This window comes from Variovorax sp. 05T418, assembly GCF_056396385.1.
The window spans coordinates 40,247-64,234 of the sequence record NZ_JBFTLJ010000025.1; the positions used below are offsets into that span (position 1 = coordinate 40,247).

The 23,988-nt window shown below is 68.7% G+C and carries 19 protein-coding genes and 1 pseudogene; 9 read left to right on the plus strand and 11 right to left on the minus strand.

Going from position 1 to position 23,988, the window contains the following annotated elements; genetic code table 11:
- Positions 1–49 precede the first annotated feature (49 nt).
- Positions 50–484: a CBS domain-containing protein gene (locus AC1DMS_RS30190; RefSeq protein WP_278877315.1), complete on the plus strand. Its 435-nt coding sequence runs from the start codon at positions 50–52 to the stop codon at positions 482–484.
- A gap of 23 nt (positions 485–507) precedes the next feature.
- On the opposite strand, the gene AC1DMS_RS30195 is transcribed toward AC1DMS_RS30190, so the two are convergent.
- From AC1DMS_RS30195 to AC1DMS_RS30210, 4 genes are all read right to left on the minus strand, one after another.
- Positions 508–726: a hypothetical protein gene (locus AC1DMS_RS30195; RefSeq protein WP_278877313.1), complete on the minus strand. Its 219-nt coding sequence runs from the start codon at positions 724–726 to the stop codon at positions 508–510.
- A gap of 84 nt (positions 727–810) precedes the next feature.
- Positions 811–3,021 carry a copper-transporting P-type ATPase gene (locus AC1DMS_RS30200; protein ID WP_436287245.1) on the minus strand — a complete coding sequence of 737 codons (2,211 nt, stop codon included), beginning with the start codon at positions 3,019–3,021 and terminating at the stop codon, positions 811–813.
- A gap of 120 nt (positions 3,022–3,141) precedes the next feature.
- Positions 3,142–4,665, minus strand: a complete 1,524-nt coding sequence (locus AC1DMS_RS30205; RefSeq protein WP_028254054.1) for an amidase — start codon at positions 4,663–4,665, stop codon at positions 3,142–3,144.
- A gap of 20 nt (positions 4,666–4,685) precedes the next feature.
- Positions 4,686–5,672 carry a Bug family tripartite tricarboxylate transporter substrate binding protein gene (locus tag AC1DMS_RS30210; RefSeq protein ID WP_028254053.1) on the minus strand — a complete coding sequence of 329 codons (987 nt, stop codon included), beginning with the start codon at positions 5,670–5,672 and terminating at the stop codon, positions 4,686–4,688.
- A gap of 147 nt (positions 5,673–5,819) precedes the next feature.
- On the opposite strand from AC1DMS_RS30210, the gene AC1DMS_RS30215 reads away from it, so the two are divergent.
- Both AC1DMS_RS30215 and AC1DMS_RS30220 read left to right on the plus strand, forming a co-directional pair.
- A complete protein-coding gene (locus tag AC1DMS_RS30215; RefSeq protein ID WP_018903799.1) occupies positions 5,820–6,734 on the plus strand; it encodes a LysR family transcriptional regulator in 915 nt (304 codons plus the stop codon).
- Positions 6,735–6,837: 103 nt separating this feature from the next.
- Positions 6,838–7,215: an HU family DNA-binding protein gene (locus tag AC1DMS_RS30220; RefSeq protein WP_012745866.1), complete on the plus strand. Its 378-nt coding sequence runs from the start codon at positions 6,838–6,840 to the stop codon at positions 7,213–7,215.
- A 60-nt stretch (positions 7,216–7,275) separates the two neighbouring features.
- Here the strand turns inward: AC1DMS_RS30220 and AC1DMS_RS30225 are convergent, their stop codons facing one another.
- Positions 7,276–8,184 carry a LysR family transcriptional regulator gene (locus AC1DMS_RS30225; protein ID WP_018903797.1) on the minus strand — a complete coding sequence of 303 codons (909 nt, stop codon included), beginning with the start codon at positions 8,182–8,184 and terminating at the stop codon, positions 7,276–7,278.
- 152 nt (positions 8,185–8,336) lie between these two features.
- Between AC1DMS_RS30225 and AC1DMS_RS30230 the strand changes: the two genes are divergently transcribed.
- From AC1DMS_RS30230 to AC1DMS_RS30245, 4 genes are all read left to right on the plus strand, one after another.
- Complete coding sequence (locus AC1DMS_RS30230) at positions 8,337–9,437, plus strand: TRAP transporter substrate-binding protein (RefSeq protein ID WP_436287246.1); 1,101 nt, start codon at positions 8,337–8,339, stop codon at positions 9,435–9,437.
- Positions 9,434–12,403, plus strand: a complete 2,970-nt coding sequence (locus AC1DMS_RS30235; protein WP_412510332.1) for a bifunctional diguanylate cyclase/phosphodiesterase — start codon at positions 9,434–9,436, stop codon at positions 12,401–12,403. Before AC1DMS_RS30230 ends, AC1DMS_RS30235 begins: the two co-directional genes overlap by 4 nt.
- Positions 12,404–12,432: 29 nt before the next feature.
- On the plus strand, positions 12,433–14,838 hold the full coding sequence (locus tag AC1DMS_RS30240) for a diguanylate cyclase domain-containing protein (protein ID WP_062363479.1): 2,406 nt from the start codon (positions 12,433–12,435) through the stop codon (positions 14,836–14,838).
- A 148-nt stretch (positions 14,839–14,986) separates the two neighbouring features.
- Positions 14,987–16,912 carry a PAS domain-containing hybrid sensor histidine kinase/response regulator gene (locus tag AC1DMS_RS30245; RefSeq protein WP_018903793.1) on the plus strand — a complete coding sequence of 642 codons (1,926 nt, stop codon included), beginning with the start codon at positions 14,987–14,989 and terminating at the stop codon, positions 16,910–16,912.
- 37 nt (positions 16,913–16,949) lie between these two features.
- On the opposite strand, the gene nadE is transcribed toward AC1DMS_RS30245, so the two are convergent.
- The 4 genes from nadE to AC1DMS_RS30265 are packed head-to-tail and all read right to left on the minus strand — an operon-like array spanning position 16,950 to position 21,554.
- The gene (gene nadE, locus AC1DMS_RS30250; RefSeq protein ID WP_436287247.1) at positions 16,950–17,798 is read right to left on the minus strand and encodes an ammonia-dependent NAD(+) synthetase; all 849 of its coding nucleotides are present in this window, start codon (positions 17,796–17,798) and stop codon (positions 16,950–16,952) included.
- A 17-nt stretch (positions 17,799–17,815) separates the two neighbouring features.
- Entirely contained in the window at positions 17,816–18,994 is a 1,179-nt protein-coding gene (locus AC1DMS_RS30255; protein ID WP_028254049.1) for a phospholipase A, read from the minus strand.
- Positions 18,991–19,452, minus strand: coding sequence for a hypothetical protein (locus AC1DMS_RS30260; RefSeq protein ID WP_012745874.1), 462 nt, complete (start codon positions 19,450–19,452; stop codon positions 18,991–18,993). The genes AC1DMS_RS30255 and AC1DMS_RS30260 overlap by 4 nt, the downstream gene beginning before the upstream one ends.
- A complete protein-coding gene (locus AC1DMS_RS30265; protein WP_012745875.1) occupies positions 19,449–21,554 on the minus strand; it encodes an ATP-dependent helicase in 2,106 nt (701 codons plus the stop codon). Before AC1DMS_RS30265 ends, AC1DMS_RS30260 begins: the two co-directional genes overlap by 4 nt.
- A 120-nt stretch (positions 21,555–21,674) precedes the next feature.
- Between AC1DMS_RS30265 and AC1DMS_RS30270 the strand changes: the two genes are divergently transcribed.
- Complete coding sequence (locus AC1DMS_RS30270) at positions 21,675–22,688, plus strand: AEC family transporter (RefSeq protein ID WP_436287248.1); 1,014 nt, start codon at positions 21,675–21,677, stop codon at positions 22,686–22,688.
- A gap of 6 nt (positions 22,689–22,694) precedes the next feature.
- On the opposite strand, the gene AC1DMS_RS30275 is transcribed toward AC1DMS_RS30270, so the two are convergent.
- The gene (locus AC1DMS_RS30275; protein WP_278878859.1) at positions 22,695–23,348 is read right to left on the minus strand and encodes a hypothetical protein; all 654 of its coding nucleotides are present in this window, start codon (positions 23,346–23,348) and stop codon (positions 22,695–22,697) included.
- A gap of 254 nt (positions 23,349–23,602) precedes the next feature.
- Between AC1DMS_RS30275 and AC1DMS_RS30280 the strand changes: the two genes are divergently transcribed.
- Complete coding sequence (locus AC1DMS_RS30280) at positions 23,603–23,812, plus strand: hypothetical protein (RefSeq protein WP_012745878.1); 210 nt, start codon at positions 23,603–23,605, stop codon at positions 23,810–23,812.
- Here AC1DMS_RS30280 and AC1DMS_RS30285 read toward each other — a convergent pair.
- A pseudogene (locus AC1DMS_RS30285) lies at positions 23,809–23,988 on the minus strand (IS110 family transposase); the annotation flags it as partial. The gene AC1DMS_RS30280 and the pseudogene AC1DMS_RS30285 overlap by 4 nt on opposite strands.

Below are 23,988 nucleotides of genomic sequence, written 5' to 3' on the forward strand. Positions count from 1 at the left end.
CGCCTAAGCTGGAACCTGCAGCGGGCCTTCGCTGCAGAAGGGACATGCGATGACTCAGGTTCATGAAGTGATGACGCGCGGCGTGCGCACGGTGGCGCCGGGCGACACCATCGTGCAGGCCGCCAAGGCCCTGGAAGAACTCGAAGTGGGCGTGCTGCCGGTGTGCGACGGCAGCCGGCTGGTCGGCGTGGTGACCGACCGCGACATTGCCGTGCGCGGCGTGGCCCGCGAGATCGACCTTGGCGCATCGCCGGTCAAGCAGATCATGACCGCCGACGCGTACTGGTGCTATGCCGACGACACGGTCGACGAGGCGCTCAGCCAGATGAGCGCGGTGCAGATCCGCAGGCTTCCGGTGGTCGACCGCGACAAGCGCCTCGTGGGCATCCTGTCGCTGGGCGACGTGGCGGCCAAGGGCGAGGCCGGCGCGGCGGCCGATCCGCTCGGAAAGATATCGGAGCCCGCGCGGCCCAGGCACCTGTAGCACGGGCCAACAGGCAGCTTCGCTCAGGCGCTCTGCGCCTGCGGCTGGCCGGAGGCGCGCCGACGGATTTCGCTGTGCAGCGCGCGCTGTCCCGCGGCCAGCGCGGCTTCGTAGGTGTCCGCCGGATCGAAGGCGTCGCGGAGCACCTTGGGGTTCGCTCCGTTCGCATCCGTTTCGAGCAGGCGCCAGACAAATGATCCGAGGGCTGGCTCCTCGATGATGAGTTCGATGGGCTGTGTCATCCGGCCAACTTGCATGAACCCGCGCCAAATGTATGTAGGCGGAGTTCGAATGCTGCCGGCCCGGTGCCCCATGGGACTGGCGCCTCAGCCCGGCCTGCCGCCCGCGCCCTCGGCTCTCAGCCGCAATGCATTGGTGATGACCGACGCCGAGCTCAGGCTCATCGCCAGCGCCGCGATCATCGGCGACAGCAGCCAGCCCGTGAACGGGAACAGCACGCCCGCGGCCAGCGGCACACCGAGCGCGTTGTAGACGAACGCGAAGCCCAGGTTCTGCTTCATGTTGGCGATGGTCTTCTCGGAGACGATGCGCGCCTCGGCAATACCGCGCAGGTCGCCCTTGACCAGCGTCACCTGGGCGCTGTTCATCGCCACGTCGGTGCCGGTGCCCATGGCCACGCCGACATCGGCCTTGGCGAGCGCGGGCGCATCGTTGATGCCGTCGCCGGCCATCGCGACGATGCGGCCTTCGCGCTGCAGCTTCTCGACCAGCGCCAGCTTGTCGGCCGGCTTGACTTCGCCGTGCACCTCGTCGATGCCCAGCCTGGCGGCCACGGCGCGCGCGGTGGTCAGGCCGTCGCCCGTGGCCATGATCACGCGCATGCCCGATGCCTTGAGCGCCGCGAGCGCTTCCGCCGTGGTGGCCTTGACCGGGTCGGACACGGCCAGCAGGCCGGCGGGCTGGCCGTCGACCGCGAGGAACATCACGCTGGCTCCCTCGGCGCGCAGCGCCTCGGCCTGCGGCCGGAGCGCATCGACCGGCACGCCCAGCTGGTCCATCAGCGCGGTGTTGCCGAGCGCCAGCCGGCGGCCGCCGGCGCTGCCGTTCACGCCGATGCCGCTGGCGGACTCGAACTCGTCGGCCGCGGCCAGCGCAAGCCCGCGCTCGCGCGCCGCACGCACGATGGCATGCGCGAGCGGATGCTCGCTGCCCTGGTCGAGGCTTGCCGCGAGGCGCAGCACCTCGTCCTCGCTGAAGCCGGGCAGCGCCACCGCACGTTCGAAGCCCGGCTTGCCTTCGGTCAGCGTGCCGGTCTTGTCGACGATGAGCGCGTCGACCTTGCGGAAGTTCTCGATCGCGGCCGCATCGCGGAACAGCACGCCCTGCGTGGCCGCCTTGCCCGTGGCCACCATGATCGACATCGGCGTGGCCAGGCCGAGCGCGCAGGGACAGGCAATGATGAGCACCGCCACCGCATTGATGAGCCCGTGGGTCCAGCTCGGCGCCGGCCCGAAGAAGCCCCACGCAAAGAAGGTCAGCACCGCGATGCCGATCACGGCCATCACGAAGTAGCCGGCCACGTGGTCGGCCATGCGCTGCATCGGCGCGCGGGAGCGCTGGGCCTGCGCCACCATCTGCACGATGCTTGCGAGCACGGTCTGCGAGCCGACCTTTTCCGACTGCATCACCAGCGCGCCGCTGGTGTTGAGCGTGGCGCCGATGAGCTTGTCGCCGGCCCGCTTGGTCACGGGCAGCGGCTCGCCGGTGAGCATCGACTCGTCGACCGCGCTCGCGCCCTCGACCACCACGCCGTCCACCGGCACCTTCTCGCCGGGCCGCACGCGCAGCCTATCGCCGACGTGCACGTGGGCGATCGGCACGTCTTCTTCCGTGCCGTCGGCGCCGATGCGCCGCGCCGTCTTGGGCGCGAGGCCGAGCAGCGACTTGATGGCCGCCGAGGTCTGCGAGCGCGCCTTGAGTTCGAGGATCTGGCCCAGCAGCGTGAGCGAGATGATCACCGCGGCCGCCTCGAAGTACACCGCCACGCGGCCCATCGACATGAACGATTCGGGAAACACGCGCGGCGCCACCGTGGCCACCACGCTGTAGGCGAAGGCGGCCGCGGTGCCCAAGCCGATGAGCGTCCACATGTTGGGGCTGCGGTTGGCGACCGATTGCACGGCACGCCTGAAGAAGGGCCAGCCCGCCCACAGCACGATGGGCAGCGAAAGAACCAGCTCGATCCAGCTCTGCGTGGCCATCTCGAACCACTGCAGCCGGTGCCCCGCCATCGCGAGCACGGCCACCGCGAGCGTGAGCGGCAGCGTCCAAAGGAAGCGGCGCTTGAAGTCGCGCAGCTCGGGGTCTTCGCCCTCGTCGAGCGTCGGCATCTCGGGCTCCAGCGTCATGCCGCACTTGGGGCAGTTGCCCGGATGGTCCTGCCGGATCTCCGGATGCATCGGGCAGGTGTAGATGGTGCCGGCGGGCGCAGGCACAGGCACGGGCGTGTGGTCATGCGGCGCGTGGTGGCCTTCGTGATGCGGGTGCTGCGGCGCTCCGGAATGCGCGTGGTTCATCGAGTGCTCCAACGAGAAAGCAGGAAGATGCTGCTGCGCACCACGCGCAGCGCATCGCCAGTTTCCAGGCTGACACCGTGTCAAGGTCAAGGCTGGCGCGCTGGCCGGCCGCGGGCTTTCTCAGACCGCGGAGGTGGCGGCTGCGGGCGCGCTGCGGCCCGCACCGGGCGGCGCCGTGACGATCGACCTGAGCGCAGGTTCGGCCGCGCGCAGCGACGCGATGTCGGGCCGCGGGCGGCGCAATTGCGCGTCGGCCGCGAAGGCCTTTTCCATGGCGTGCGCCGCGCCCAGCACCTGGTGGTCGGCCCTGAACGCGCCCACGATCTGCAGCCCGAAGGGCATGCCCGCATGGTCGAGGCCGCAGGGCAGCGCCAGCGCCGGATGCGTCGTCAGCGTGACCACGTAGGTCAGCGCGAGCCAGCGGTAGTAGTTGGCCTGCTTCTCGCCGTTGATGGTGTCGGCATAGAGCTGCGTCCACGGAAAGGGCGACACCGGCGTGGTGGGCGAAAGGATCAGGTCGTAGTCGGCGAAGGCGGCCTGGAAGCGCTTGATGAGCCGGGTCTGCTCGGCCTGGGCCCAGGCGCTGTCGAGCAGGCTCATCTGCGCGCCCATCTCGTAGTTGGCGCGGGAGTTGGGGCCCAGGCTGGCGGGGTCGCGCTGGTAGGCGGCATGCATGCCGGCCACGAAGGCCTCGGCGCGCAGCACGTCGAAGCAGCGGTGCGCTTCGCCGAGGTCGAGTTCGATCCTGTCGCAGCGCTTGAAGAGGTGCTGCATCGCGCCGATCTTGCTGCGCATCGTGGCGCGGATGCCTTCGTCCACCGCGCAGGTGCCGAAGTCTTCGGTCCACGCCACGCGCAGGTTGCTGAGGTCGATGCCGGCCGGCTTCAGGAAGCCGAGCGGATCGAGCGGATAGCTCAGCGGATCGCCCGCGTGCATGCCGGCGGACGCGGCCATCTGCAGGCAGGCGTCTTCCACCGTGCGGCCCATCGGGCCCACGACCGAGATCGGCGTCCAGCCCAGCAGCTTGCGCACGCTCGGCACGATGCCCGGCGAAGGCCGGAAGCCCACCACGCCGCACTTGGCGGCCGGAATGCGCAGCGAGCCGCCGGTGTCGGAGCCGGTGCACACGGGCAGCATGTCGCAGGCCAGCGCGGCGGCCGAGCCGCCGGAGGAACCGCCGGCATTGAGGTTCGGGTTGAAGGGGTTGCCGGTGGCGCCCCACACCTCGTTGCGCGAGTTGGCACCGGCGCCCATTTCGGGAACGTTGGTCTTGCCCGCGACGATGGCGCCGGCCCTGCGAAGGCGGGCCACCAGCTCGATGTCCTCCTGCGGCACGTGGTCGCGGAAGATCGCGGAGCCCCAGGTGGTGAGCAGGCCTTCGGTCGGCTCCAGGTCCTTCACGCCGAGCGGCAGGCCGTGCAGCAGCCCCAGCGCATCGCCGCGCATCACGGCGCTCTCGGCCGCCCGGGCCTCGGCCCGCGCGCGCTCGAAGCAGGTGGCGGTCACGGCGTTGATGAAGGGGTTCACGCGCTCGATGCGCGCGATGCAGGCCTCGAGCAGCTCGACCGGCGAAACCGCCTTGCTGCCGATGAGCCGGCGCAGTTCGACGGCGGAGTGTTCGATCAATTCGGTGTGGGTGCTCATGTCGCTTGGGGGGCGTTCATTTAATCTGCTGTGATGTTGGCGCGGGCGGCAATCGCGCGCATCAGCGGCAATTCCTTGGCGATCAGCTCGCTCACGGCGGCCGAATTGCTGTAGCCCGGCTCCAGGCCCTGCGCACTGAGCTTGGCGCGCGTGTCGGGATCGGCCATGGTCGCGGCCAGCGCCTTCTCGAGCTTGGCCTTCACCTCGGGCGGCAGGCCCTTCGGCGCCACCAGCACCAGCCAGGTGTCGGTGTTGACTTCGGGGTAGCCGCTCTCGGCCATGGTGGGCACGTCGGGCAGCAGCGTCGAGCGCTTGGCCGTGGTCACGGCAATGGCCTTGATCTTGCCGCTCTTGAGCTGGGGAATGGCCGCGCTCACGGTGTCGATGCTGAACGGAACCTGCCCGCCCATCAGGTCGGTCATGGCCGGGGCGCTGCCCTTGTAGGGCACGTGCGTCATCTTGAGGCCGGCGGCATGCAGGATGGTCTCGCCGGCAAACTGCGAGGTGGTGCCGGTGCCGAAGGACGCGTACGAGTACTTTCCGGGCGAGGCCTTCACGTAGTCGACGAACTGCTTGACCGTTTGCACCGGCACTTCGCTGTTCGCCAGCAGGATGAGGCCCACGCGCCCGGCCAGGCCGATCGGCTCGAAGCCCTTGACCGGGTCGTAGGGCAGGTTGGGGCGGATCGCGGGATTCACCGTGAAGGTGGTGCCCGAGCTGATCAGCAGCGTGTAGCCGTCGGGCGCCGCCTTAGAAACGTAGCTCGCGCCAATCACCGTGCCGGCGCCGCCGCGGTTCTCGATGACCACGGGCTGGCCGAGCTCCTTGCCCAGGCGCTGCGCGATCACGCGGCCGTTCACGTCGGTGGCGCCGCCGGGCGGAAAGGGAATCACGAGCGTGACCGGGCGCGACGGAAACCCGGTGTCGGCAGCCAGCGCCGCGAAGGGCGCGAGGCCGAGGCAGGACAGCAGCAGCACCATGCAGGCCAGTGCGGGGAGGCGTTTCATGAAGGACTCCTGGAGGAACGACAGAGCGGGGATGCAGGTTCATCCTAGGAGCCGCAACGCGCTGCCACAAGAGCAATGTTTAGAATTGTCGATTGCCGATTCGGCAATCGACAAACGCGCGTCGCCACGCGGCCACAAGGAAGAAACATGTCGCTTCACACGCTGCAGGAAACCGCGGTCCGCTACTTCCTGGAGGTGGTCAGGACCGGGTCGGTGAAGGAGGCGGCGCTCAAGCTCAACGTGGCGCCTTCCGCCGTGAGCCGGCAGGTGGCGCGCCTGGAGCGCGAGCTCGACACGCTGCTGTTCGACCGGCACGCGCGCGGCATGGTGCCCAATGCGGCTGGCGAACTGCTGGCCGCGCATGCCAAGCGGGTGCAGCAGGACATCGAGCGCGTGGCTGGCGAGATCCAGGGCCTGCGCGGCCTGCGCAGCGGGCGCGTGCGCGTGGCGAGCACCGAGGGCTTCGCGTTCGACTTTCTTCCCACGCTGATCTCGCGCTTTCGCGCGAAGCATGAAGGCATCCGCTTTCACCTGGAGGTCTGCCCGCCCCACGAGATTCCCGGCCGCATCCGCGACGGCGAAGCGGACGTGGGCATCACGCTGAGTGCGGTGCCCGAGCCCGGCATCCGGATCGAGCTGCGCCACCCGAGCCCGATCCTCGCCGTGATGGCGAGCGACCATCCGCTGGCGGGGCAGCGGCAGCTCTCGCTGCGCCAGGTGGCGGCCTATCCGCTGGGCCTGCCGCCGCGGGACAGCTCGATCCGGCAGCTGCTGGACATCAGCTGCAGCAGGCAGGGGCTGCAGTACGTGCAGGCCATGTCGAGCAACCATGCGAATGCGCTGGTGAGTTTTGCGGCCGCGGGCGGCGGCACCATCGCCTTCTATGGCGAGCTGTCGATCCGCACGCAGCTCAAGTCGAAGGCGCTGGTGGCCATTCCGCTGAAGGACCGGGAGATGAACGAGCGCCACCTCGAAGTCGAGACGCTCGCGGGCCGTTCATTGCCCGATGCAGGCAAGGCTTTCGTGCGGTTTTTGACGGATGCCATCAAGGCCTCGGCCTGAGGGCATCCGCGCGTGCGCTACACTCCGCGCCGCTTGCAGCCGGCCTCAGCCGCTGCGCCGTCATTGGCAACATGACGAGAACAAACCAAAGGAAATTTTTCAAGTGAACCGTATCGAACTGGTCGAGAAGATCGCCACCGCCCACAACGTCAGCAAGGCCGAAGCCGCCCGCATCCTGGAAACCGTCACGGGCTCCATCGTCGCCGCAGTGAAGAAGGGCGACCCCGTGCAGCTCATCGGCTTCGGAACCTTCAAGCAAGTGGCGCGCGCCGCACGCACCGGCTTCAACCCGCAAGCCGGCGCCAAGATCAAGATTGCCGCGCAGAAGGTGCCCAAGTTCGTGCCGGGCGCTGCGTTCAAGGCCGCCATCGACCCCAAGGCTGCAAAGCGCAAGGCCGACAAGGCCGCGGCAGCCAAGCCCGCCAAGAAGGCAGCACCGGCCAAGAAGGCCGCACCCGCCAAGAAGGCTGCCAAGAAGTAAGGAATGGATCGCAGCCGCAAGGCTGCCTTCATGCAAGCAAACGGCCTTCGGGCCGTTTTTTCATGCCGGCGTGCCCAGCCGTTCGAGGATCAGGTCGTGCAGCGTCTGCGCCGCCACCGAGAGGCTGCCCTCCCGGCGCTGCACCAGGTAGATGGTGCGCGTGAGGCCGGGCAGCGGCAGCGGCCGCGTCACCAGCGTCTCGCGCTGGAAGTGGAAGAGCGTGAGTTCCGGCACCACGCTGATGCCGATGCCGGCCTCGACCAGCCCCATCACCGTGGCCAGGTGCTCGACCTCGAACACCGCATTGAGTCGCAGCGGATGCAGCGCCGCGTCGAGCGACTGGCGCACGCTGCTGTTGCGCGCCATCTGGATGAAGGGCCATGGCGCGAGCTGCCGTGCCGTGAGCCTGGCGGCGCCGGCGAGCGGATGGTCCTTGCGGCAGACCAGGTGGAAGCGGTCGCCGCAGAGCTTGCGGCCGCGCAGGTCGCTGGCCGCAGCGGCGCCGGCACCCGTTGCCGCGAGCGCGAAATCCGCCTGGTGGCTGCGCAGCTGGGCAATGCAGGCGTCCGACAGCGCATCGTGCAGCTCGACCGTGATGCCGGGCCATGCCTGCATGAACTCCGCCAATATGGCCGGCAGCCGGCCCGCCGCCAGGGAGGGCAGGGCCGCCACGCTCACGCGGCCCTTGCGCCGCTGGGCATGGTCGGCCAGGTCGCCGATGGCGCCCTGCATGTCGTCCAGCAGCCGCCGCGCCGAGGGTTCGAACAGCCGGCCCTCGGGCGTGAGCTGCACGCTGCGCGTGTCGCGGTCGAACAGCCGCGCGCCCAGCGTTTCCTCGAGCGTACGGATCAGTGCACTGAACGCGGGCTGCGACAAGTGGCAGGTCTGCGCGGCGCGCGTGAAGTTGCGCTGCTCGGCCAAGGCCGTGAACGCGCGCAGTTGGCGGCTGGAAAGCTCGGGCGCTGGCATCGGTCTGGAATCTGGGTGGATGGGCCGGGAATCGGGGCTTGTGGATGGTATTCCTGTGCCCTGTACGCAACGTGCCTTGGCGATTCGGGCCAACGGGCGCCAGAATCGGCGTTTTTGTAAAAAAATTGTGACTTAAGGCCCAATTCGGCATCATGATCCGGGCCATGAGGTCCGGCGAAGTTTCTTCCGCTTGGCGACGCGTGCTCTGGACGCATGTTGCCGTTCTTTTTCTTGCTTTCGCTGCAACGAACAGCAAGGCTCAGCAGCCGGCGCCTGCGCAAGGGCTTCGGATCGTGGGCGGGCTGGCGAGCGTGAGCCAGTACACGCTGCATGAAGAGCGCTTCTGGAGCCAGGACCTGCGCCGCCTGAGCGGCGGAAAGTACAGCGCGAGCATCGTGCCGTTCAACCAGGCCGGCGTTCCGGGGCAGGAAATGCTCAACCTCATACGGCTGGGCGTCATTCCGTTCGGCACCGCGCTGCTCAGCCAGGTCAGCAACGAGTACCCCGAACTGGGCACGCCCGACATCGCCGGGCTGAACCCCGACATGCCCACGATGCGGCGGGTGGTCGCAGCCTTTCGGCCTTACCTGGAGAAGACGCTGCGCGAACGCCATGGCGTCGAGCTTCTCGCGGTGTATGTCTACCCTGCCCAGGTGATCTTCTGCAAGCGGGCCGTGACGCGGCTTTCGGACCTGGCGGGGCGGCGCGTCCGCGTGTCGGGCAGCAGCCAGGCCGACTTCATCCGCGCGCTCAACGGCGTGCCCGTCTTCACCGAATTTTCAGAGATCATGGCGAACATGAATTCGGAGAACACCGAATGCGCCATCACCGGTGCGATGTCCGGCAACACGCTGGGCCTGCACAAGATGACGAATTCGCTCTACACCATGCCCATCAACTGGGGCCTGGCCGTCTTCGGCGCCAACACGGATGCCTGGAACGCGCTGCCTGCGGACCTGAAGGCCCTGTTGAAAGCCGAACTGCCGAAACTCGAGGCCGCGGTCTGGAATGAGTCGGAGCGCGACACCGGCAACGGCATTGCATGCAACACGGGCGCTGCGACCTGCATGAAGGGCACCAAGGGCACGATGGTCGAGGCGCGCCCTTCTGCGGATGACGAGCGGCGCCGGCGCGAGATCTTCGCCACCAGCGTGCTGAGCCGGTGGGTGCAGCGCTGCGGGGCCGTGTGCGCGGAGGTGTGGGACCAGACCGTCGGTCCCATTGCTGGAATCAAGGCTCCTGTCGGGCAGTGAACAAGCCTGTGCCCAGCCGCATCACCGGCTTCGTCTATGGCGTTGCGGCGCTGTTTCTCGCGGCCGTGCTCGCCATTGCCGGGCTGATGGCATGGCAGATGTACCAGAAGGAGATTGCCGACAGCGAGGCCCAGGCCGTGCGGTTCATCGGCACCTCGGAGGCTGCGCTCAACCGCAGCCTGCTCGGGGCGAACACGCTGCTGGCGGGCCTGGGGCAGTTCCTGCGCAAATCCAGCGGAAGCACCATTGCAGGCGACATTGCGCAAGCCGAGACCGTCCAACTGGTCGAAACCAGCGTTCGCCAGAGCCTGCTGGCGCGCTACGTCGCCTTCCTGACGCCCGAGGGGCAGGTGGTCGGGTCTTCCGACCGGCGCGGAGCGAAGCTGGCGGTCCAGCTGCCCGACGGATTCCTGCAAGAGGTCCTGGGCCGTCCGGGATCGGTGATGTCGATCAGCACGCCCTCGGTCAGCCCGGTGACTTCCCAGCAGGTGCTGCATCTTGCGCGCGTCCTCACGCTGGCGGACGGCAGCAAGCTGGTCGCGGTGGCCGAAGTGCAGGTCTCGGTGCTCACCACCATCCTTGCGCAAGGGGCCAACATCAGGGGGCTCGAGGTCACGCTGGAGCGCGAAGGCGGGCTGCTGCTGGCCAGCATGCCGCCGCGCGACGACCTTGCGGGGCGCACCATCAGTCCCGCGTTGACCGACCAGGCGGACGGGCGTCCCCGGCACATGCATTCCCGGCTCAGCGGCGCTCCGGCCATCGTGGTGGCCCGGCCCACGCTGCATCGAGGCCTGCTGATCGTCGCGAGCATTCCGCTCGAGTCCGCGCTCGAGGATTGGCGCAGGGACCGCAACGTGGTTGCGGCCGCGGCCCTGGCCTTCGCGCTGATGATCCTGGCCGTCACTTACTTCGCGCTCGCGCAACTGCGGCGGCAGTGGCGCGCGCGCGCGGAGCTGCTGCGCTCCAAGGCCACGCTGGACCAGGCGCTCGAATCCATGGTGGACGGCTTCGTGCTGCTCGATCCCAATGACCGCGTCGTCACCTGGAACCGCCGCTTCGTGGACTTCTTTCCCTGGACGCAGCCGCTGCTCGCGCCGCTGGTGCCGTTCCAGCAGATCGTGGAGCAGAACGCGCGCCACCTGCTGACGCAGAACGACCAGGAGATCACGCTGCTGAACGGGCAGGTGATCGTTGCGGTGAACAGCCCCACGCCCGACGGCGGCCTGGTGTGCGTCTACCGCGACGTGACCGAGAAGAAGCGCCACGTCGCGGACATCCTCGAAGGCAAGGCTCAGCTGCAGGCCACGCTGGATGCCTTGCCCGACGTGCTGATGGACGCCGGCATCGACGGCCGCTGCTACAGCTTCCATTCGCCGCGCCGCCCCCGGCCCGCGTTCAAGGTGCGGGAGCCCGTGGGCAAGCTGATGTCGGACCTGCTGCCGGCGAATGCCGCGGCCGAGGTGATGGTGGCGCTGCGCGATGCCTTCGAAACCGGCTTTTCCACCGGCCGGCAGTTCGAGATCCGGACGGCGCGGGGCGTCACGTGGTTCGAGATTTCGGTCTCGCGCAAGGTCATCGGCGAAGGCGCCGCCGCGCGCTTCATCGTCATCCTGCGCGACATCACCGAGAGCAAGCTGGCCGCCCGCGAGATCGAGCACCTGGCCTTCTACGACATCCTCACGGGCCTGCCCAACCGCCGGCTGCTGCTGCACCGCCTGCAGGCCACCATCGACGCGAACGTGCGGCGCTCGCGCCACGGCGCGCTGCTGTTCCTGGACCTGGACGCCTTCAAGACGCTCAACGATGCGCTCGGGAACGCCACGGGCGACGAGCTGCTCAAGCAGGTGGCCGCGCGGCTGCAGGACAGCCTGAAGGAGGGCGGCACGGTCGCGCGGCTCGGAGGCGACGAATTCGTGGTGCTGCTGGACAACCTCAGCGAAGACGCCGGCGTGGCCGCGATGCAGGCCAATGCCGCCGGCGAGGCCATCCTCGCGGCGCTGAACGGCACTTTCCAGCTCGCGGACCACCAGTACCACAGCACCGGCAGCATCGGCGCCGTGGTGTTCAGCGCCACGCAGCAGTCGCTGGAGGATCTGCTGAAGCAGGCGGACATCGCGATGTACTACGCCAAGTCCGCGGGCGGCAACGCGCTGCGTTTCTTCGAGGCCTCGATGCAGACCGCCATCACGGCCCGCGCAACGCTGGAGAGCGAGCTCCACGCGGCGCTGGCGGGCGAGCAGTTCGTGCTGCACTACCAATCGCAGGTGGCCTCCAATGGCCACGTGGTGGCCGCCGAGGTGCTGATCCGCTGGCAGCATCCGGTGCGAGGCATGGTGCAGCCCGGAGGCTTCATCGAGCTGGCGGAGGAAACCGGGCTGATCGTGCCGATCGGCATGTGGGTGCTGGAGACGGCCTGCGTCCAGCTCGAGCGCTGGAGCCACGATGCGAGGCGCCGGCACCTGCGGCTGGCGGTGAACGTCAGCGCGCGCCAGTTCCGCACCGACGACTTCGTGGACCGCGTGCGCGACGTGCTGCGGCGCACCGGCGCCGACCCGACGCGGCTGGAGCTCGAGCTCACCGAAAGCCTGCTGCAGGACAAGGTGAGCGAAACGATCTGCAAGATGCAGGCGCTCGCGGCACTGGGCGTGCGCTTTTCCATGGACGACTTCGGCACCGGCTTCTCGTCGCTCTCCTACATGACCCAGCTGCCGCTGAACCAGATCAAGGTCGACAAGTTCTTCGTGCAGAGCATCGGCCTCGATCCGAAGGTCGAGCTGATCATCCAGGCCATCATCGGCATGGCCCGCAACCTCGACCTGGAGATCGTGGCGGAGGGCGTCGAGACGCAGCAGCAGTTCGAGTTTCTCCAGGCGCACGGCGCGATGCTGTGCCAGGGCTACCTGTTCAGCAGGCCGGTGCCGCTGGACCAGTTCGATGCCCAGCTGGACGTCGAGATGGCGAGCTGAACGCAGGCTGCGCTCACCAGGCCACTGCGATGCGCCTTCCATTCCCCGCCGTCCCCCGCCTGAGCCTGCGCGCCCGCCTGTCCGCGGGCGTGCTGGCGATCGTCTTCCTGACGACGATGGGCGTCACCGCCGCGGCGCTTTATTTCCTCAAGCGCAGCATGGAGGCGGCCATTGCGAGCGAGGAATTCGAACGCATCTCCGCCATCGCCGGCGCGGTGGACCAGAAGTTCCTGAGCCGGCGCACCCTGCTCAAGACCTTCGGCGACGGCGTCGAGAGCCGCAACCTGGCCGGCCCCGGGGAACTGCAGGAGCTGGTCATGCAGCACGGCGCGCTGAGGGAGGCGTTCGACAACGTGGCCCTCACCGGCATGGACGGCGAACTGGTGGCCAACCTCAACGGCACGCAGCCGATCGGCAAGGTCAACATCAAGGACCGCGAGTATTTCCAGCGCACGGTCGCTGCCCGCGCGGGCGTCATCTCCAAGCCCTTCCGCAACCGCGTGAGCGGCCTGGCGCAGATCGCCATGACCGAGCCCGTGCTCGACCGCAGCGGCAAGGTCGCCTACGTGATCTCGGCCTTCGTCAACCTCAAGGAGAAGAACTTCCTGGGCGAGCTTGCCAATGTGAAGTTCGGCAAGAGCGGGTACATGTTCATCACGAACGCCGATGGCATCGTCATCGACCATCCCGACAAGTCGAAGCTGCTTCAGCGCGTGGACGCCGGCGGCGCGCGCAACCCCGCGATCGAGCGCGCCATCGCGGGCTTCGAGGGCGCCATCGAAGCGGCCGATTCCCAGGGCGTGCACGGGCTCTACGCCTTCAAGCGCATCGGCCAGACCAACTGGGTGCTGGGTGCGGTGTATCCGCGCGACGAGGCCTTTGCGCGCATTGCGCGGGTCGAGCGCTACGCCTGGGCCGGCGCGCTGCTGCTGACGCTGCTGGCCGGCGGGCTGGCCTTCATGACCGCGCGGGCGCAGCTCGCACCGCTGTCGCGCCTGCGCGAGCACATGCAGGTCTCGCGCGCCGCCAGCGCCTATGCGCCCATGCGGGAGGCACCGCCGGACGACGAGGTCGGCGATCTCTCGCGGACCTTCGACCTGCTGATGACGGAGCGGCAGGCCGCCAACGAGAAGCTGGCCGCCAGCGAGAGATTCCTGCGCGACGTGACCGACAACCTGCCGGCCGTGGTTGCCTACTTCGACAGCAGCCAGCGCTGCCTGTTCGCGAACAAGGCCGGCCTCGGCATGCGCGGCAGGACCGTGGCCGACATCGGGCGCATGACCATGCAGGAGTCGCTGCCCGACCACGTCTACCGGCAACTCGTGCCGGGCATCGCCAAGGTGCTCGCCGGAACGCCGACGCGCACCGAAGGCACCTACGAGCGCAACGGCAAGCCGGGCTTCTTCGAATGCCACCTGGCGCCCGACATCCGCGAGGACGGCACATTGGCCGGCTACTACGTGATGACCTTCGACGTGAGCAAGCGCAAGCAGGCCGAGATGCACAGCGCCGAAAGCGAGCGGCGCCTGCGCGGGCTGACCGACAACGTGCCGGCGCTCCTTGCCGAGCTGGATCTCGAGGAACGCGTGGTCTTCTGCAACGGCAAGTACCAGGCCTGGCTCGGCGTCTCGCCGGAGGCGATGGCGAACCGCCCCGTCCACGAGGCCATCGGCGAGGCGCACTACGAAATCCGCAGGCCGCTGCTGGCGCGGGCATTCGCGGGCGAGGTGGTGTCCTTCGAGCAGACCGCCCGCCTGCTGATCGGCGAGCGGACCTTGCAGACCACCTATCTGCCCCAGCGCACCGCGCAAGGCGCGGTCACCGGGCTGTACATCCTGTCGAACGACGTCACCGAGCTCAAGCAAAAGCAGATGAAGCTCGATGCCCTGGCGCGCGAGGACGCGCTCACCGGCCTGCCCAACCGCCGATCGTTCGAGGAGCATGCGCGCGACGCCATGGCCAGGTCCCGGCGCGCCGGCCTGCCGGTCTGCCTGCTGTTCCTGGACATCGACTACTTCAAGACGATCAACGATTCGCTGGGCCATGCGGCGGGCGATGCGGTGCTGCGGGAATTCGGCCGCCGGCTCAGGGAGAGCGTGCGCGAGACCGACATGGCGGCGCGCTACGCGGGCGACGAGTTCGTGATCCTTCTCGAAGGTGCCAGCGGCGCCGCCGAGGCGCAGGTGGTGGCCGGCAAGGTGCTGGCCGCCATGCGGCCGGCTTTCCACCTGCCCGGCCGCACGCTGCAGGCCACCACCAGCATCGGCGTCGCGGTCTCGGAGGACGACGAGGACTTCGCGTCCTTGTTCGTGCGTGCCGACACCGCGCTCTATGCGGCCAAGAAAGAAGGAAAGAACCGCTTCATGATGGCGCCGCCCCGGTCTGCAAAACCCGGCGGCGCGTCGTGGCCGCGCGAAGAGCCTTCGAGCGCCTGAGGCCCGCAGGGCCGCGCCTCCAGCGTGCAATCTGGACCTTGTCCTACGCGAAAAGTAACCATTGCTGGCCTAAATTGGCACCACCGTTTCATGGCGGACACCGCGCGCCGTGGCATCGATCGCGCGGCCACTGAAGGGAAAAAGAGCAATGGCAGATCACGGCGCTGGGAGTGCACCCCTGAACCAACGCACTCTGACCGACGCCGATTTCAGGCTGATGGTCGACTCGGTCACCGACTACGCCATCATCGTCCTCGATCCTGGCGGCATCGTCATCAGCTGGAACGAGGGCGCCCGCCAGCTCAAGGGATACGACGCCCCCGACGTCCTGGGGCGGCACTTCTCGCTTTTCTATCCGACCGAGCTGATCGAGCAGAACCGGCCGGAGCAGGCACTCGAAACGGCGCGCCGCGATGGCCGCCTGGAGGAAGAAGGCTGGCGCCTGCGCAGCGACGGCACGCGCTTCTGGGCCAGCGTGGTCATCACGCGGATCCCCGGCGCGGGCGGAGAAGTCCGCGGCTTCTCGCTGATCACCCGGGACCGCAGCGAGATCCGCCGCCAGGACGAGATGCTGCGCATGAGCGAGGAGCGCTTCCGGCTCTTGGTCGAGGGCGTGAAGGACTATGCGATCTTCATGCTCGACCCGGGCGGCCACGTCGTGAGCTGGAATCTCGGCGCGCAGAAGAACAAGGGCTACGAGGCCTCGGAGATCATCGGGCAGCACTTCTCCAGGTTCTATCCGCCGGAGGTCGCCGCCAGCGGCTGGCCCCAGCAGGCGCTGCGCAACGCGCTGCGCGACGGCCGCTTCGAGGACGAGGGCTGGCGCATCCGCAAGGACGGCAGCCGGTTCTGGGCCAGCGTGGTGATCACCGCGCTGCACGATGCCACCGGCAGGCACCGCGGCTTTGCCAAGGTCACGCGCGACCTCACGGAGCGCCGCCGCGTGACCGCGCTCGAGGACGAAGGGCGCCGCGTGACGAACTTCCTTGCGATGCTCGGGCACGAACTGCGCAATCCGCTGGCGCCGATCTCCAACGCGCTCGAGCTCCTCAAGCGGGAGAAGGCGGAGTCGGCCGCGCTCGTGCACACCCGCGACATCATCGGCCGGCAGCTGCGCCAGATCACCCGGCTGGTGGACGACCTGCTCGACGTCGGCCGTATCACCAGCGGCAAGATCCAGCTCGAGAACAAGCCGGTTCGCCTGCGCGATGCCATCGCCGAGGCCATCGAGGCGGTGCGCCCGCTGATCGACGGCAAGTCGCAGACCCTGCACCTGCAGACGCAGGACGCGGACCCCTGGATCGCCGGAGACAGTGCGCGCGTCATCCAGATCGTCAGCAACCTGGTCCACAACGCCGCCAAGTTCACCGGGAACGGCGGCAACATCCACGTGTCGCTCTCGCGGACCGCAGCGGATGCGGACATCAGCGTGCGCGACGACGGGCCCGGCATACCGCCGCAGGACCTGCAGCGGATCTTCGACCTGTTCGTGCAGGGCGAGCAGAACCTGGCCAGGACGCAGGGCGGCCTCGGCCTGGGGCTCAGCCTGGTGCAGCAGCTCACCACGCTGCACGGCGGGCGCGTCAGCGCGTTCAGCACCGGCCGGCCGGGCGAGGGCAGCGAATTCGTGGTGCAGTTCCCGACCACCCAGGCGCCGGTCGCCATGCTCGAGGCGCAGCCGCGGCCGGTGGGCGAGCAGCGCGTGCTGGTGGTGGACGACAACGTGGACGCGGCCGAGACCATGGCGATGCTGCTGGAGGCGCTGGGCTACAAATCCAGCGTCGTGCATGGCGGACTGGCTGCCATCGAGGCGGTGAAGGCGCAGGACCCGGACGTGGTGCTGCTGGACATCGGCCTGCCCGACCTGAGCGGCCATGAAGTCGCCCGCCGCGTGCGCGCCGAGATGGTCAACCCGCCGCCGCTGATTGCCGTCACCGGCTACGGTCAGGCCAGCGACCGGGAGACCAGCCTGGAGGCCGGCTTCCGGGCCCACCTGACGAAGCCGGTCGATGTCGACAAGCTCTCGGCGCTGCTCGAACGGCTGCTGGAGCCGCCTCGGTTCAAGGCCGCGTAGAACCCGCGTGGGGCCCCCGCAGAGCCGGCCTGGAAAGCTAGGCCGGATGCGGCGGCTCCACCGGCAGCGCGCGCTTGTGGGCGCTCTTGCGATGCGTGGCAAGAATGATCTCGCGCGCCGCGGCGGCCACCGGCTTGCCTTCGAGGAAATCGTCGATCTGCTCGTAGCTCACGCCGAAGGCGTCTTCGTCGGGCTTGCCCGGCACCAGCGATTCGAGGTCCGCCGTGGGCACCTTGAACACCAGCGCGTCGGGGGCGCCGAGCCGCTGCGCGAGGGCGCGCACGCGGCGCTTGTTGAGGCCGCTGAGCGGCGTCACGTCGGCCGCGCCGTCGCCGAACTTGGTGAAGAAGCCCATCAGCGCCTCGGCCGCATGGTCGGTGCCGATGACGATGCCGTCATGCGCACCGGCCACCGCGAACTGCGCGATCATGCGCTGGCGCGCCTTGATGTTGCCGAGCACGAAGTCTTCATGCGCCGCATCGCGGAAGGCCAGGTCGCCGGTCTTGAGCGCCGCGAGCATGCCGTCGGCCGCGGGGCGGATGTCGACGGTCAGGATGCGGTCAGGCCGGATCACCGCGAGCGAGGCCTGCGCCTCGTGCTCGTCCTTCTGCACGCCGTAGGGCAGGCGCATCGCGATGAAGGTGGCGCCGTAGCCCTCGGCGCGCAGCTTCTCGACGGCGCGCTGCGCGAGGCAGCCGGCCGTCAGCGAATCGACGCCGCCGCTGATGCCCAGCACCAGCGCCCTGAGGCCGGTGCCCCGCAGGTAGTCCGCGAGAAAGGCGGTGCGCCGCTCGATTTCCGCGGCGGCGTCGAAGACGGGCGCGACGTGCAGCGCCGCGATGATCTCGCGCTGCGTGGCGTCGATGGGAGACAGGTCGTGGGTCATGGTGTGGCCTGGAAAAGTCAGAAGTCCACCAGGCTCAGGCCGATGCTGAGCACGGTGCGCTTGCGGTTGTAGTCGACCAGCGTGTCGCCGTAGCCGTGGAACAGCTGCGTATGGAAGCGCAGGTTGCTCGTGGCCGGATCGCCGATGGCCTTGAGCCATTCGAGCCGCACCGAACCGCGGCCGCTGTCGCGCAGGTTGTTGCGCACGGTGAGGCCCAGCGTGTTGTCGCGGTTGAAGTTCCAGCGGCCCGTGAGCTCGGCGCGGCCGATGTAGTTGGAGATGTCGGGGTTGTCGTCCTTCGCAGCCTCTTCCGACATGCGCTGCCAGATGCGCCCGGTGATGGTGAAGCGGTCGCCCAGTTCGGCGCCGCCCATCAGGTAGACGCGGTTCCAGCTGCGCGACAGCGGCAGGCTCTGGCCGTTCGACTGGTGCACCACGCCCACGCCCGCATAGCGCCAGCGCCAGCCGCCGGGCAGGGCGAAGTCCAGCGGATACACATACATCAGCTCGGGCTCGTGGTCGGTGGTGCGGAACGGCCGCGAGATCGAGCCGTTGAACAGCTGCCAGGTCGACTGCTGCGAATACGCGAACCACAGCGAGTCCTTCTTGGCCGGTTCGTTCTGCGTGAGCAGGCCCTGGGCGATCTTGGTGCGCACCGACAGGCCGATGCGCATCTCGTTGGCCTGGTAGGCCACGGGCGTGCCGGTATGGCCCTCCGAGGGCGAGGTGGGCGTGTCGGGCCGGCTGGTGGCGGCCGAGGCCGACACGTTCAGCGGCCGGTAGCCGCGGAAGCCGAAGGTGCCGCAGTCGGTGCCGTTCTCCAGTTCCCAGAAGCGCGACAGCGCCGAGTACTGGCGGTCGCGGCAGCCTTCGCTGGTGCCGACCGAGATCACGCGCGTGGCCGGTATAGCGGCGTCCACCGGCGGCGCCGGCTGCGTGCTGGCCAGCACCGGCGGCGCCACGGGCACCGAGACCGAAGGCAGCGTCTGCTGCTGCGCCCAGCGGTCGAAGCAGGCCAGGCGCGCTTCGTTGCTGTTGCCGAGCGCGGCGCATTGCTGCCACGTCAGCTGCGCATCGGCCAGCGGGCTGCGCGGCTGGTCCGTGGCCTGCGCATGCGCGGCGGCGGTGCCGCCCAGGCAGGCCGCGAGGGCCGCCAGCCGGGAGACGGAGAAGATGGCGTGTGTTCGTTGGGTCATTGGTTTCCTTGCATCCCTCCCTTTTTGTTCAGCACGAACGGATGCGTGCTTTCGTCCGCGGCGTTGCGCCACGTGCCCCTGAATTCCCGGCCGCAGGAGCCCGGTTGCAGGGTGCCGGCCCAGACGCCGCTGATCGCGCGGCCGTCCAGCGATTCGTCGATGGAGAGGGCGCCGTCGTCGTCGACGTCGCCCGCGAGCTGCGCCACCGTCGGCTGGGCACCGCCGTGTGCGGGGCGCGTGATGGTGCCGCGCACGCCGGCGTAGTCGGGGTGCCTGCCGAGCTGCACGGCGGCCGCGGCGGGAGTGCCGTCGAAGCGCGCCTCCCAGTGGCCGTAGAGCGACTGCAGCGGCAGCTCGCGCGCATCGGCGGGGCAGTCGCCGCCGCCGCCCTGCGTTGCCGTGGCGCAGCCGGTGGCGGCAAGAAGCGCCGCAAGAAAGGCGGGCAGCAGCCTCTTCATGGCGCCGCCGCAGCCGCGGCCTTGGCGGCCGCGCTGTCCTGTGCCTTGCGCGCGAACTCGGCGCGCAGCGCCTTGAGCTTCTCGCGCGGGTCTTCGCGGGTGGTGGCCTTGTCCAGGCCCATCTCGGCGATGAAGCGGCTCGGCACGCAGGGCACCATCTCGCGGCCCTGCTTGCGCTTCTTGGTCCAGCTCACGGCCAGGCTGCGCTGCGCGCGCGTGATGCCCACGTACATCAGGCGGCGCTCTTCCTGCAGCCGCTGCAGCGTGTCGTCGCTCACCTGGAGCTGGCGGCCGTTGTCGTCCTCGAGCTTGAAGGGCAGCAGGCCCTCGGTCACGCCGATCAGCATCACGTGCGGCCATTCGAGGCCCTTGGAGGCATGCAGCGTGGACAGCGTGACCACGTTCTGGTCCTGCTCGCGCTCGCTGATGGTCGACAGCAGCGAGATGGTCTGCGCCACCTCGAGCAGGCTCTTGCGCTCGGTCTCGATGTTGCCGTCGGCGCCCGAGGCATCGTCGATGGTGCCGCCGGCGCGCTGCGACATCCAGTCGACGAATTCCATCACGTTGGTCCAGCGCGCGGCCGCGGCCTGTTCGCTGTCCTCGCCGTCGTAGAGATGCTTCTCGTAGTCGATCTCCTTGAGCCAGTCGAGCATGAAGGTGCGCGAGTCTTCCGCGCCCATGGTGCGGCGCGCGCGGTATTCGAGGTCGTTGATGTAGCGGCCGAACTCGTGGATGCCCTCGAGCGTGCGCTTGGGCATCACGCTCGGAAGCGACGGGCTGAACAGCGCCTCGAACAGGCTCAGCTTGTACTGGCTCGCAAAGGTGCCCAGGCTCGCGAGCGTGGTGTGGCCGATGCCGCGCTTGGGCGTGGTGATGGCGCGCAGGAACGCCGGGTCGTCGTCGTTGTTGACCCAGAGGCGGAACCAGCCGCACAGGTCCTTGATCTCGGCGCGGTCAAAGAAGCTCTGGCCGCCCGACACCTTGTAGGGAATCTGCGCCTTGCGCAGCGCCTGCTCGAACACGCGCGCCTGGTGGTTGGCGCGGTAGAGGATGGCGAAGTCGCGGAACTCCTTGTATTGCTTGCCCTCGATGGCGGTGTCGCCCGCGCGCAGGCTGACGATGCGCGCCACCGCGCGCTCGGCCTCGTGCGCCTCGGAGTCGGCATCGACCACGCGCACCGGCTCGCCTTCGCCGAGCTCGGAGAACAGCGTCTTCGGAAACAGCTTGGGGTTGGGGCCGATCACGTTGTTGGCCGCGCGCAGGATCGCGCTGGTGGAGCGGTAGTTCTGCTCGAGCTTGATGACCTTCAGCGCCGGGTAGTCGACCGGCAGCTTGCGCAGGTTGTCCAGCGTGGCGCCGCGCCAGCCGTAGATCGACTGGTCGTCGTCGCCCACCGCGGTGAAGCGCCCGCGCTCGCCGGCCAGCGCCTTCAGCACTTCGTACTGCGTGGCGTTGGTGTCCTGGTACTCGTCCACCAATATGTGGCCCAGCGCGGCCTGCCACTTGGCGCGCACTTCGTCGAAATCGCGCAGCAGCTTGAGCGGCATGCCGATGAGGTCGTCGAAGTCGACGCTCTGGTAGGCCGTGAGCCGCTCTTCGTAGCGCGCCATGATGCGCGCGGTGATGCGCTCGTTGTCGTCGGCCGCGGCGGCTTCCGCCTGCGCGGCATTCAGGCCCATGTTCTTCCACTTGCTGATGGTCCACTGCCAGATGCGCGCGGTGGCGGTGTCGGTGGTGCCGCCCGCGTCCTTGAGGATCTTGGTGACGTCGTCGCTGTCCAGGATGCTGAAGGCCGGCTTCAGGCCCAGCACCGCGCCGTCCTCGCGCATCATGCGCACGCCCAGCGCGTGGAAGGTGCAGATCACCACGTGCTTCGCCTCGCGCCCGATCAGCCCCTTGGCGCGTTCGCGCATTTCGCTCGCGGCCTTGTTGGTGAAGGTGATGGCCGCAATGCGCTTGGGCTCCAGGCCGGCCTGGATCAGCCGCCCGATCTTGTGCGTGATGACGCGCGTCTTGCCCGAGCCCGCGCCCGCCAGCACCAGGCAGGGGCCGTGCAGGTAGTTGACAGCTTCTTGTTGCGCGAGATTGAGACCGGAGGACATGGGGAGTGGGAACGGAAGGCCGCGGAGGAACGGCAGGCGCAAAGCGCGCAATGATACGGGGCGCATGTTTCCGGAGAGGCCGCCAGAGTTCACGATGCGGGACGCGGCGACAATCGGCGCGTGCTGCCTGTATTTCTCGTAACTTTTCCTTTCTTCGCGCTGATCGCGGCCGGCTATGGCGCCGCGCGCGTCCGCATCCTGCCGCTGGACGCGATTCCGGGCCTCAACACCTTCGTGCTGTACTTTGCGCTGCCCTGCATGCTGCTGCGCTTTGGCGCCGGCACGCCGATCGGGCAGCTGCTCGACGGCAGCGTGGCACTGGTCTGGGGCCTGAGCGCGCTGGCGGTGGTGGCGGGCGTGGTGGTCTTTACCCGCAATGCGCGCATCGGCTGGAACGACGGGGCCTTCGGCGCGCTGGTGGCGGCCTTTCCGAACACCGGCTTCATGGGCGTGCCGCTGCTGGTGGCGCTGCTGGGCGCGCAGGCCGCGGGGCCGATGATCATCACCATCGCGTTCGACCTGGTCGTGACTTCTTCGCTGTGCATTGCGCTGTCGCGCCTGGACGGCGCGGGCGGGCAGCACGGCCCGCGGCTGGCCGCGCGCCAGGCGCTGCGCGGCGTGCTGGTCAATCCGATGCCGTGGTCGATCCTGCTGGGCGTGCTGCTGTCGGCGGCGCGCTGGCGCCTGCCGGGGCCGGTGGAGCGCACCATCGCCATGTTGGCCGATGCGGCTTCGCCGGTGGCGCTCTTCACCATCGGCGCGGTGCTGGCGCGCTCGGCGCTGCTCGCGCGCGAGCACGGCGCCAGCGCGGCGGTGGCGGCCGCCATGGGCACGAAGTCGGCGCTGCCTCCCAAGGCACCGCTGGCCGACGTGCTGCCGGTGGTGGCGGTCAAGCTGCTGGTGCATCCGGTGCTGGTGTGGGCGGTGGGGCAGGGGGCCATTGCGCTCGGCCTGCCGCTGTCTTCTTCGGCGCTGATGGTGATCGTGCTGGTGGCGGCGTTGCCGAGCGCCAGCAACGTCTCGATGCTGGCCGAGCGCTTCGGGGCCGACAACGGCCGCATCGCACGCATCATCCTGTGGACGACGGTGGCAACCTTCTTCAGCTTTCCGTTCGCGGTCGGCGTGCTGCGCTGAGCGGCCTCAGGGCGTCAGCACGCCCAGCTTGAACGGATCGGCATCGGACAGGCGCTCGCACTTGGAGAAGTCGCGGCCCTGGGTGCCGTCGCAATAGAAGGCGTTGTAGATGCGGCCGAACAGCGTCGGGCTGGCCGTGAAGAGCACGCCGTGCTCGGGCCGCCAGTTGTCCCGGGCGCTGTCCCTGGGTGCGTCGGCGGCGCGGGTTTCCGTGGCCTGGATGGGCGCGGCTGCCGCAATGGGCGTGAATTCCGCCAGCGTCTTCTGGACCTCCTCGCTGCGCCAGCGCACCGCCAGCTCGGCCGCCGAGGGCCTGGCCGACACCGGCAGCAGCACGCCGTTCACCTGCAGGCCCCAGCCGAAGCGATGCGCCTTGCCGGCCAGGAAGGCATAGGCACAGGCGGCCATGCACTGGCCGCGGATCTCGGTGTCCACACCGCTCGCGCGGATGGCGTCGGCAAAGGCGCCGGCCGCCTCGGCGGTGCCCCCGAACGAATCCTCGAACACCACGGTGCGCACGGTGCCCTTGCCCAGGTGCTCGGTGAAGGCCTTGATGGCGCTGCCGTCGAGCATGCCCGACACCACGAGCCGGCTGCCCTGCAGGTCGAGTTCGGCCGCCGAGCATGCAAGGCATGCGAACAGGAGAACCGCAGCAACCACAGATGAAGGCAGTTTCACGACAGACGACCCCCCGAGGACCAGCGTGCTTTGCTTGAGGTGCGCCGCCGGAACGGGCGTCGCACAGCGACAGCTTGTGCAGCGCGCGGCAGCGCAGTCAACGGTTTTTTCACAATATTTCCGCTGCCGAGTAACGGCCGTAAGGCATAGCTACTGCTATGCCTTCAGATGAATACTTGAGTTTGCACAATGCCTGATAAAGTGTTTGTGAATCAAAGTTTGAATGGGGCAGCACGATGGCAATACTTATTCGTATCCTGCTGTGGCTGGCCTGGGTTGCCGGCGTGAGCTGGTCCTGGCATGCCGACATGCTCGGCGCCGGCACTTCGCTCGCGCTGGGCGCCCTGAGCCTGGTGGTGTTCGCATGGCCCGCCAGCAGCGCGCGGCGCCGCAGCACCGAACTGCGCTACGTCGACGTCGGCAAGGAGCCCGCGGGCCTCTACTAAGAAGCGCTCCCCGCATGAGCCTGCACCGGAACCTCGCAGCCGAGATCTTGAAGTCGTTTCATGAGGCGACGGATGGTTTTGGTGCGATCCTGGCGGTCGAAGTGCTCGCAGCCGAGGTCGTTGTACTCGGTGCCGTCACGAAGCATGTGGTACGCGGCGGTGAGCATCGAGGCGGC